Annotated in this window: 7 protein-coding genes; 4 read left to right on the forward strand and 3 right to left on the reverse strand. The window is 71.2% G+C overall.

Features of this window, described 5'->3' with window-relative positions; genetic code table 11:
• Window positions 1-367: 367 nt before the first annotated feature.
• Both VFZ20_RS17430 and VFZ20_RS17435 read right to left on the reverse strand, forming a co-directional pair.
• Window positions 368-1,630 carry a M20/M25/M40 family metallo-hydrolase gene (locus tag VFZ20_RS17430; protein WP_329685195.1) on the reverse strand — a complete coding sequence of 421 codons (1,263 nt, stop codon included), beginning with the start codon at window positions 1,628-1,630 and terminating at the stop codon, window positions 368-370.
• A 345-nt stretch (window positions 1,631-1,975) separates the two neighbouring features.
• The gene (locus VFZ20_RS17435; protein WP_329685196.1) at window positions 1,976-3,379 is read right to left on the reverse strand and encodes a pyridoxal phosphate-dependent decarboxylase family protein; all 1,404 of its coding nucleotides are present in this window, start codon (window positions 3,377-3,379) and stop codon (window positions 1,976-1,978) included.
• 464 nt (window positions 3,380-3,843) lie between these two features.
• On the opposite strand from VFZ20_RS17435, the gene VFZ20_RS17440 reads away from it, so the two are divergent.
• From VFZ20_RS17440 to VFZ20_RS17450, 3 genes are all read left to right on the forward strand, one after another.
• Window positions 3,844-5,115, forward strand: coding sequence for a hypothetical protein (locus VFZ20_RS17440; protein WP_329685197.1), 1,272 nt, complete (start codon window positions 3,844-3,846; stop codon window positions 5,113-5,115).
• A 624-nt stretch (window positions 5,116-5,739) separates the two neighbouring features.
• A complete protein-coding gene (locus tag VFZ20_RS17445; RefSeq protein WP_329685198.1) occupies window positions 5,740-6,960 on the forward strand; it encodes a cytochrome P450 in 1,221 nt (406 codons plus the stop codon).
• Between the two features lie 168 nt (window positions 6,961-7,128).
• On the forward strand, window positions 7,129-7,491 hold the full coding sequence (locus VFZ20_RS17450; RefSeq protein WP_329685199.1) for an arsenate reductase family protein: 363 nt from the start codon (window positions 7,129-7,131) through the stop codon (window positions 7,489-7,491).
• A 95-nt stretch (window positions 7,492-7,586) separates the two neighbouring features.
• On the opposite strand, the gene VFZ20_RS17455 is transcribed toward VFZ20_RS17450, so the two are convergent.
• On the reverse strand, window positions 7,587-7,775 hold the full coding sequence (locus VFZ20_RS17455; protein WP_329685200.1) for a hypothetical protein: 189 nt from the start codon (window positions 7,773-7,775) through the stop codon (window positions 7,587-7,589).
• 955 nt (window positions 7,776-8,730) lie between these two features.
• Here VFZ20_RS17455 and VFZ20_RS17460 point away from each other — a divergent pair.
• Window positions 8,731-10,585, forward strand: a 1,855-nt coding sequence (locus VFZ20_RS17460; RefSeq protein WP_329685201.1) for a SusC/RagA family TonB-linked outer membrane protein, incomplete at its 3' end; no start/stop codon positions are given.

The raw sequence follows: 10,585 nt of genomic DNA on the forward strand, positions 1-10,585 counted from the left end.
GCTGGAAAGGCACGAAGTCCGCCTGCGCGGACTGCCCCAGCGAAGGTCGGCCGATGTGCACCGGGACGGGGAGCCGGTCGGTGGAGGAGACGCGGAGTCCCAGCCGGAGCGAATGAATTCGCCGCTGGAAAGGCACGAAGTCCGCCTGCGCGGACTGCCCCAGCGAAGTTGGGCGATGTGCACCGGGACGGGGAGCCGGTCGGTGGAAGCCTCGTTCGCAGAGCGCGTCAGCGCGAGACGAGGCTAATCGCTGTCCCAGCGACGGCGAATTTACCCGCTCCGGCTCGACCCACGCCCGCGTGCACGACCTCGCCCGTGTGCTTTCGCACTTTCGCACTTTCGCACTCACGCACTTCCGTACCCTCGTTCACACGCCTGCCGCCGCGAGAACCACCAGCAGCGCCCGCTCCACGCCCAGCGCGCCGCCGTCGTTGGCGTACCACTCGTCCAGCGTGTGAATGCCGCCGCTGTCGCCGCCCGCGCCAATGGCGATGGAGGGGATGCCCAGCGCCATGGGCACGTTTGCGTCCGTGGACGAGCCCACCAGCTCCGGCTGCGCGCCCAGCGAGCCCGTGATGAGCGACGCCGCGCGCACCAGCGGGTGCGTGGCCGTCGTCTCGCCTGACGGCCGGTCGCCGATGATCTCCACCTGTGCCCGCAGCGGGGGCGTGCCGTTGCGGCGCGCCGTGTTCTGCGCCTCCACGGCGCGGGCCAGCACGGCGCGCACGTCGTCCTCCATCCGCCCCAGCACGCCGGGCACCTCGCTGCGCATGTCCAGCTCCATCCACGCGTCCTCGGGGATGGCGTTCACGCTCGTCCCCCCGCCCACGCGGGCCACGGTGAGTGCGGAGCGGTCCGGGTGCGGCAGGGCGAACCCGCCGATTCCCGCGATGGCCGAGCCCAGCGCGGCCACCGGGTTGGGCACGCCGCGGTCGGACCACGAGTGCCCCCCGGGGCCCGCGATCTCGATCCGCAGCCGCCGCGAGCCGATGGCGCGGTGCACGATGCGCCGCAGCCCGCTGCCGTCCAGCGCGATGAACGCCGCCGCGCCGCGCAGGGGCGAACCCTCGCGGAACATGTGCTTTACGCCGCGCAGGTCGCCGATGCCCTCCTCCCCGACCGTAGCGGCAAAGAGCACGGGACGGGGCGCCCGCACGTCGGACGCGGCCAGGATGCGCGCCACGGCCAGCATGCCCGCCAGGCCGCGGCAGTTGTCCGTGATACCGGGCGCGTGGATGCGCTTGCCGCTGGTGCGCGGCTCCACGCGGGTGCCGGCGGGAAAGACGGTGTCCAGGTGCGCGGCGACCACCACGGGCGCGCCTTCCGCGCCCTCCGGCGCCCACGTGCCCAGCACGTTGCCGATCTCGTCGCGCCGGGCGTCGGCCAGGCCCAGCGCGCCGAAGCGGCCAAGCACGTGCGCGCCGCGCGCCTCCTCGGCAAAGGGGGGCGCGGGGATGCGCACGAGCTCGATCTGCTCGGCGAGCGTCTGGTCGTCGGTCTGGTGCACCTGCCGCCGCAGGGGCTGCAGGGCGGTCTGCCGGGTCAGGTCGCGCAGGGTGGCCGTCCGCGTGTGCTCAGGGTGCGTGATGCGAAAGCGCGGCAACCTGCCGCCGCAGGCTTCGTGCGTCAACGGGGACAGCGGATGTTTCGGGAGAGCACAGGCGAAAGGGGAGACGAATGATGCCTGTCGTGAATCTGATCCGGTGACGGCCCGCCCCCCAGCCGGAGCGAATGAATTCGCCGCTGGAAAATCGCGAAGTCCGCCTGCGCGGCCTGCCCCAGCGGAGGTCGTCTCGTGTGCACCGGCGGCGCCCATCAAGCCGTTGAAGCCTCACGCAGTTTGTGAGGCTTTCCGCTGTCGTTGCGGCGGCTTCAGCCCCTCCGGCGCGAAGGCGGCCGAAAGTCGTAGTCGGCACGGGCGCTGGTCTCGCCCGAGTCGGCGACGGGGCCAGCGCTCCGAACGCGACCGCGGTGGTCAGCCGGCGAGCGCGCGTTCCATGGCCGCCCAGGTGCGCTCCGCGTCCGCCCGCGTCGTGCGCCAGTTGGAGACGGCGATGCGCGCGGCGGGCACGCCGGCGTACGTCGTCGGGGTGAGGAACGCCGCGCCGTCCGCCGCCAGCCGGTCCAGGAACGCCTGCACCTCCGCCGCGGGCCGCGCCTGCCCGTCCGCCTCCGCCAGCGTGAAGCAGACCACGTTCAGCCGCACGGGCGCCAGCAGCCGCAGCCCCGGATGCGCGCCGATCCGCCCGCCCAGCCACGCGGCGGCGTCGCAGCAGCGCTCCACGACCTCCGCGTAGCCCGCGCGGCCGTACGCGGCTAGCGTCATCCACAGGGGCAGGGCGCGCAGGCGCTGGCTGTTCTCCGGCGTGAGGTGGATGAACGTGTCCGGCGTGGGCGTGGCCGGCAGATACGCGCCGGCGCTGCGGAACACCTCTCCCTCCAGCCCCTGGTGCCGCGTGAAGATGACGCCCGACTCGTACGGCACGTTGAGCCACTTGTGCCCGTCCACCGTCAGCGAGTCGGCGGACTCGATGCCGGCCAGGCGGTCGCGATAGCGCGGGCTCGCCGCCGCCACCGCGCCGAACGCGCCGTCCACGTGCAGCCAGAACGAGAAGCGCGCCCGGAGCGCCGCGACGGCCGCGAGGTCGTCGAAGTCGCCCGTGTTCACCGTGCCCGCGTTTGCGACGACGATGGCCGGGCCCTCGCCCTCCGTCTCCACGCGGGCCAGCGCATCGGCCAGCGCGTCCACGTCCACGGCCTCGCGGCCCGGCAGCGTGGGGACCACGCGCAGCGCGTTGCGCCCCATTCCGGTCACGGACAGCGCCTTGAAGACGCTGGCGTGCGGCGTCCCCGAAAGCACGCGCACCGGACCGATGGCGTGCACGCCCTCCGCCGCCGCGTCCACGCCGCGCTGCCGGCCCACCCACTGCCGCGCCGTGGCCATGGCCGTGATGGCGGACGCCGTGGCGCCCGTCACCAGCGCGCCGTCGAAGCTGTCCGGCACGCCCAGCAGCGCGCGGAACATGGCGATGGCGTGCAGCGTGAGCTGGCGCGAGGCGGATTCGCCCGCGTCCGCCAGGTTCTGGTCGTACGCGGCCGTCAGCCAGTCGCCCACGAGGGCGGCGGGCGTGGTGCCGCCCGTGACGAACGCGAAGTAGCGCGGGCCGGCGCTGCCGCTCATCCACGGCGCGTAGCGGGCGCGGAGCTGCTCCAGCGCGCCTTCCGCGCCCAGCCCGGCATCCGGCAGGCCCAGCGGATCGATGCGCGGCACCCGGTGCGCCACGGGCTGCTCGTCCAGCGCGCCCAGGAACCGCTCCGCCTCGGCCCGGGCCAGCTCCAGGAGCCGCGGAAGGGCGGCGCGATCGTCGGACAGGCTCATGGGATCGATGTCGACGTGTCGGTGGAATCGTTCGATGCGGATCCGCCGCCGTCCCTCGATCCGGATCGGCGGCGGCGACAATGTAGGATTTCGCCCGGGCGCGGACAGGTCCGATGCGTATCCGCGCACGGGAACGACTGTTGCGCGTCATCGGGCGATGACTCGATCCGTCGGCGCGCGGACGTGTGCGGACGGTCCGGCTCCGTTCCGCAACGGCGATCATCGGCTCGGTCGAGGACGCGCGGGGCAGGGGAGCGGCGGATGGGAGTCGGGCCCAGCCGCCGAACTCGCGGTTCCCGTGGCAGACGACGTCCGTTCCCTCCGGCGCACCGGGGGCGGGCCCTTTTGCGACAGCGGGGAAATGAGTTAGGTTCAGTCTCTGCACAAATGATCGCGGACGGCATCCCCCGCCGTCCGCCGCGCCGCATCCCGTCACCGCCAAGCACGCCGCGAGGTTCAAGCCGATGCAGGAAAGCGATCTGATCTACGACTGGAACACGCTGGACGGTTCCTTCGACTATTCCACCCGCCGCGGCGTGCAGCTCAACGACGAGACGCTGCGCGACGGGCTGCAGTCGCCGTCCGTGCACGACCCCAGCATCGGCGACAAGATCCGCCTGATCCACCTGATGGCGGAGCTGGGCATTGCCGCGGCCGACATCGGCCTGCCGGGCGCCGGCCCCCGCGCCGTGCGCGACGTGGAGGCGCTGGCCCGCGAGATCGTCGACAGCAAGCTGGCCATCGAGCCCAACTGCGCCGCGCGCACGCACCGCAACGACGTACAGCCCATCATCGACGTCTCGCAGCGCGTGGGCATCGCCATCGAGGCGGCCACCTTCATCGGCTCGTCGCCCATCCGCCAGTACGCCGAGGACTGGACGCTGGACCGGATGCTGCGCGCCACGGAAGAGGCCGTGACCTTTGCCGTGGAGAACAACCTGCCGGTGATGTACGTCACCGAGGACACCACGCGGGCCACGCCCGAGGTGGTCAAGGCGCTGTACACCACGGCCATCAACTGCGGCGCGCGGCGCATCTGCGTGTGCGACACGGTGGGCCATGCCACCCCGCACGGCGTTCGCCAGCTCATCCGCTACGTGATCGACGAGGTGGTGAAGCCGTCCGGCGAGGACGTGAAGGTGGACTGGCATGGGCACCGCGACCGCGGCCTGGCCGTGCCCAACTGCCTGGCGGCCATCGAGGAGGGCGCGCACCGCATCCACGGCACGGCGCTGGGCATCGGCGAGCGCTGCGGCAACGCCGAGATGGACCTGCTGCTCGTGAACCTCAAGCTGCTGGGGCTGCACGACTGGGACCTGTCGCGGCTGAACGAGTACGTGGCGCTGGCGTCGCAGGCGTGCCACGTGGACCTGGCGTACAACTGGCCCGTGTTCGGCGAGGACGCGTTCCGCACGGGGACGGGCGTGCACGCGGCGGCCATCATCAAGGCCGAGAGCAAGGGCGACGCGTGGCTGGCGGACCGCATCTACAGCGGCGTGCCGGCCGGCTGGTTCGGCCTGCGGCAGGTGATCGAGATCTCGCCCATGAGCGGCATCAGCAACGTGCGCCACTGGCTGCGGGCCCATGGCTACGACGGCGCGGACGAGGCGCTGTGCGCGCACGTGTTCGAGGCCGCCAAGACCTGCGACCACACGTTCACGGACGACGAGGTGCACGGCCTCTGCCGCGCGTACACGGCGTCGCGCGAGACCGCCCCGGCCACGGCGGGCGTCTGATCGCGGTTCGTGAGTGGGTGCAGAGCCGTTTCTCGCCCGTGCTGTCATTCTGAGGTCGGCCGGCGCCGGCTGAGACTGTCCCGTCGCGCAGTGCATCGGGCGTCGGCCGGCCGAAGAATCTGGTTGCCGGAGGGCAAGGTCCCGCCCGCGCGCTGAGTCCGCGCGCGAGGTCCAGCATGGGCGAGGTCTGTGCGCGGCCCGACCAGAGTCTTCGGTCGGAAGGCGCCCACGGTTCCACGCGAGGAGATGGACCGCGCTGGCGCCTTCCTCGCTCAGAATGACGCACGGGCGGGAAACAACTTCAAGCCCATCCTGGATTCGCTGTGAGGGTTCGCCACATCGGTCGATGAGGCCGCCGGCGGACCATCCTCCGCCGGCGACCCACGCCTGGATGAAACGCGCCGGGATGATCCGCGGGATCGTCCCGGCGCGTCCGCATCCGCCCGTCTCCACTTCGGTTCCGCGTGAGAGAATGGAGGAGCGCGGCGCCGCGGCCGAAAACGGTCGCGCTACTGTACGGCATCTTTTCCGCCATGTTATATTGAGACACTTCCCCCCTGACGGCGCGCCGGCGGTCCACCCCGGCGCCGCACGCGGTACGAACGGATCCATCCCAGGACGAAGATGCACATGCAGTTGAGCGGCGCGCCGGCCACGCTCGAGGACCTCACGGCGGCGTACGCGGACGCCCACGCCCTGTACGACGCCCTGCGCGCGCGCGACCGCGTTACCTGGGACGCCACGGGGCGGTGCTGGCTGGTGACGGGGCACGAGGCCACGCGCCGCATCCTGGCCGACGCGCGCTTCATCTCCGATCCCACGGTCGTCGCCCCGCCGGCGCGCCGCCCGGCCCGCCGGTCGTTTCTCTCCGACGCGGTGCAGCGGCAGGTGATCTTCACGGACGGGCCCCGGCAGGAGGCCGTGCGGCGGGCCGTGCTCGTGGAGCTGGCGCGCCGGCAGGAGGCGCTGGCGGGGCCGCTGCTGGAGGTGGCGCGGGTGCTGGCGGAGCGCGGCCGCGCCCGGGGCGAGCTGGACCTGCTGGGCGACTTTGCCATCCCGTTCTCCATGGAGGCCATCTCCCGCATCATGGGGCTGCCGGAGGTGGACGAGGAGGAGATGGCGCGGCTGGAGCGCTGGTCCACCACCTTCGCCAACATCACCAGCGGGTACCTGCAGGTGGACGTGACCGAGGTGGTGCAGCTGGGCGACTACTTTCGCGCGCAGGTGGCGGCGCGCGGCGGCACCCCGTCCGACGACCTGATCGGCGCGTTCCTGCGCGACGGCGGGCTGGACGACGAGGAGGACGTCGTCATCCAGTGCATGATGGCGTTCGCCGCGGGGCGGGTGACCACGCAAAAGGCGCTGGGAAGCGGCATTCCCCTCCTGCTGCCGTCGTGGGGCGAATGGCGGCGGCAGATCGCGGAGAACCCGGGCTCCGGCCGGCGCCTGGCCGAGGAGATCCTGCGCGTGGTGACGCCCACGCGGTACGTGGCGCGCTACGCGGCCGAGGACCTGCGCCTGGACGGCGAGGACGGCCGGGAGGGACCCTCCATTCGCCGCGGCGACCGCGTGGTGCTGTTCCTGGAGGCCGCCAACCACGACCCGTCCGTCTTTGCCGATCCCCACGCGCTCGAGGCCGCGCGGCGGCCCAACCCGCACCTGGCGTTCGGCTCCGGCTCGCACCGCTGCCCGGGCGCGTCCATCGCGCGCGTGGAGGTGCAGGTGGCCGTGCAGGCGCTGCTGGAGACGCTCGCCCAGCTGCGCCCGCACCCCCACGCCGCCCCCGCCTGGGAGCCCAACCCCAACCTGGGCGGCTACGCCTCGTACCGCTGCCTCTGCGCGTAAGCCGGTCGGATGGGGGCGACGAAGGGCACGCGGTTCCGCACGGGCTGCGTGCCTTTTTGTTGCCCCGTCCTCCGTCTACGTTGTGAACGATGGGCGGATGGATAGATTGTGCCGCGCGCGGGCGCGGGGTCCGCGCGCTGAACTTCTGCCGATTGCGGGGATCCGCCGATGACGAGTGACGCTGGCGTGGACGTGTACTGGCTGCCGCACTGCACCACCTGCCAGAAGGCGGTGGCGTACCTGCAGGAGAAGGGCGTGCCCATCCGCTCCTTCCGCGACCTCAAGGCGCAGCCGCTGGAGCGGGCCGAGGTGGAGGACCTGGCACGCAAGGTGGGCAGCGCCGACAAGCTGTTCTCGCGGCGGGCGATGAAGTACCGCGCCATGGGCCTGCACGAGCAGACGCTGAGCGACGACGACCTGCTGCGGCTGATGACGGAGGAGTACACCTTCGTCACGCGCCCCGTCATCGTCCGCGCCGATCGCGCCACCGCCGGCTTCTCGGCGAAACGGGTCGACGAGCTGGTGGGATAAGCGTCGCGCCGGTCTGCCGGCGCGGGCGGGAGACGGGAAGGGAGCCGACCTCGCGGGCGGCTCCCTTCCGTCCTTCCCGGCCGGGTCGAGGTGCGTCAGCAGAGCGGGGCGGCGTTGGAGCAGGCCCGGGTAAGGCCGCACAGCGTGTCGTCGTACGTGCAGTTGGTGCACGACTCCGTGATGGCCGCGTCGTGCGCGCGCACCGTCCCGGGCTCGTCCGTCCCGCGCGCCGTCGCGAACGATTCGACGGCCAGGTCCTCGACGCTCAGGCGAAGCTTCTTCATCGTCAGCCTCCATGCAAGTGGATGCGTCCAGCGAACGGCGTCATCCGGTAGCCAATCCCGTACCGCGCCGCGCGGAGAGGTCCGGCCCGGGCAGCCTCTTCCCGATCGCGATCAGGTGGATGATCTGCACCGGCAGACATCCGCCCCCGGCGCCGCCATCGTGCCTCTCCGAAAAAACGCGGATCCCGTCCCCTCGCCGAAAGCAGTCCCTCTGCCAAGGGACGCCGTCCTCCTGCGGGCTCCGTCCGGTCCGCGACCGGCCGTCGCGTAGCAGAAACCCTGCGCTTCCAGATGCTTCCCGGCGTCCGCCCCGAAGCAGAGAGGCGACGGTCCGCTGGGGATGGGGTACTCTGCGTCCTCCGCGGCTCTGCGTGAGAATGCCGTTGCCGTTGGTTTTTTGCCCGGCCGGTGCGTGATCTGGATTTGTAAGACTTGTTGCCAAAGTCGCGTCCGCCGCATCTCCACGTGCCGCGCGGAAAACCCCCGATGGACGGAATCGTGAGGCACCACGCCCTTTCCACCCCGCGCGGGGTGCGGCGGGATACGGTTGCAGCAGACGCGAGACGATGTTGACACGGCAAGTTTGGAAGATTACGATACTAATTACTCAGCCGTTACCCAACCGAGGCATCCGCAGTCCAACCGGACCCGCTCAGGACCGCATAACCCGCAGTCGCTGGACCAGAAGGACCGCGCCGCACCTGAATTTGTCTGATTTGTTGACGAATGACGGACGCGCCGGGACAGGCTCCGAAACGGGCGGAAGGATCGCCCCCGGAGCCCGCGCAGGGAGCGTCGCGCCGGATTTGTTGGGAATCTTGACAAACCCGGCGCCGGCGTGCCCGATGGCAGGATTGCAGGACCTTTGAGCCCGTTGCCCGTGTGATCCCGTGCCGGCCCCCGCCGGCTTGCATTCCGCTCACCCACTTCCCCCACCCTTGGAGGACACACCACCATGGCACTCGGTCGTTCGATCCTTTTCGCGCTCATCGGCTGCCTGTTGGGGGCGGCCTCGCTGAGCGCACAGTCAGGCACGGTCACGGGGCGCGTGCTGGAAGGCACGTCGCAGGAGCCCCTGGCCGGGGCCGCCGTGACCGCGGGCGGACGCAGCACCGTCAGTGACACGGAAGGCCGCTTCAGCCTGTCGGGCGTGCCCGCGGGCGCGCAGACCGTGCAGGCCTCGCGCATCGGCTACGCCACGGCGCGGCAGCAGGTGAACGTGACCGCCGGCGGCACCGCGAACGTCACCCTCGCCCTTTCGTCCAGCGCCCTGCTGCTCGAGGAAGTCGTGGCCATCGGCTACGGCACCGAGGAGGAGCGCGACGTCACGGGCAGCGTGGACGTGGTGACGAGCGAGGAGTTCAACACCGGCCGCGTGGTGAGCCCCGAGCAGCTCATCCAGGGCAAGGTGGCGGGCGTGCAGGTCGTGGACAACAACGAGCCGGGCGGCGGGCTGAGCATCCGCGTGCGCGGCGGCACATCGGCCAACGCCAGCAACGAGCCCCTGTTCGTGGTGGACGGCACCCCGCTGGCCGTGGGCGGCGGGCTGAGCGCCGGCCGCAATCCGCTCAACTTCCTGAACCCGCAGGACATAGAGAGCGTGGTGGTGCTCAAGGACGCCAGCGCCACGGCCATCTACGGCTCGCGCGGCGCCAACGGCGTGGTGATCATCACCACCAAGAAGGGCGGCGGGGGCCAGCCGCAGTTCTCGTACACAAACTCGTTCAGCACCTCCCAGGTCACCCGCAGGCCCGACCTGCTGGGCGCCGACCAGTTCCGCGCCGCAGTGACGCAGTACGCGCCCGGCCGCGTGGCGCTGCTGGGCAACGCCGACACCGACTGGTACGGCCAGCTGGAGCGCGACGCCCTGGGCCAGGAGCACACGCTGGCGCTGTCCGGCTCCGGCGGGGAGATGAACTACCGCCTGTCGCTGGGCTACCTGGAGCAGGAGGGTGTCATCCGCGGCACGAGCACGGAGCGTCTGTCGGCGGCCCTGAACTACGGGCACGTGCTGTTCAACGACCGGCTGAGCATGCAGGTGAGCGTGCGGGGTGCTCGCACGGAGGACGAGTTCATCCCCGGCGGCATCCTGGGCGCGGCCACGGCCTTTGCGCCCACGCAGCCCATTCGCCTGGCCAATGGCCAGTACTTCGAATGGACGGGCAACCAGCTGGCCCCCAACAACCCGCTGTCGGAACTGGCGCTGGTGCAGGACCAGGGCAGCACTTGGCGCAGCGTGGGCAACCTGGAAACCCGCTACAAGCTGCCGTTCCTGGAAGGCCTGAGCGCCACGGCGCGCTTTGGCTACGACATGACCGCGGTAGAGCGCACGGAGTTTCGCCCCACCACGACGTATGCCGAGATCGAAAGTGGCGTGAACCGCGGTTTCTTCTTTCAACGCAATCCGTCGGAGCTGAACACGGTGGTGGATGCGTACGGCAATTTCGTGCGCGACCTGGATCTGTGGGACAGCAACATCGACGCGACGGCCGGCTGGTCGTATGAGACGCGGGATCGCGACTTCGCCGAATTCCAGGCCGACAGCCTGGCGTCGGACCTACTGGGCATCAACGGCCTGCCCTCCGGCTCGGGCAAGGTGCGGCCCTCGCTCTACGTGGACGAAAGCAAGCTGGCCTCGTTCTTTGGCCGCGTGAACTGGTCGGTGATGGACCGCTACCTGCTTACCCTGAGTGTGCGCCGCGACGGTTCATCGCGCTTTGGCGCGGCCAACGAGTGGGGCACCTATCCCGCGGCTGCGGTGGCCTGGCGCGTAAGCGAGGAGTCGTTCATGGACGGCCTGGGGTGGATTG

It is taken from the genome of Longimicrobium sp., assembly GCF_036280135.1.
Lineage (GTDB): Bacteria > Gemmatimonadota > Gemmatimonadetes > Longimicrobiales > Longimicrobiaceae > Longimicrobium.

Coding starts and splice junctions, on each gene's coding strand:
- VFZ20_RS17435 (WP_329685196.1), bottom strand. CDS start 3,379: ATGAGCCTGTCCGACGATCGCGCCGCCCTTCCGCGGCTCCTGGAGCTG.
- VFZ20_RS17440 (WP_329685197.1), top strand. CDS start 3,844: ATGCAGGAAAGCGATCTGATCTACGACTGGAACACGCTGGACGGTTCC.
- VFZ20_RS17445 (WP_329685198.1), top strand. CDS start 5,740: ATGCACATGCAGTTGAGCGGCGCGCCGGCCACGCTCGAGGACCTCACG.
- VFZ20_RS17450 (WP_329685199.1), top strand. CDS start 7,129: ATGACGAGTGACGCTGGCGTGGACGTGTACTGGCTGCCGCACTGCACC.
- VFZ20_RS17455 (WP_329685200.1), bottom strand. CDS start 7,775: ATGAAGAAGCTTCGCCTGAGCGTCGAGGACCTGGCCGTCGAATCGTTC.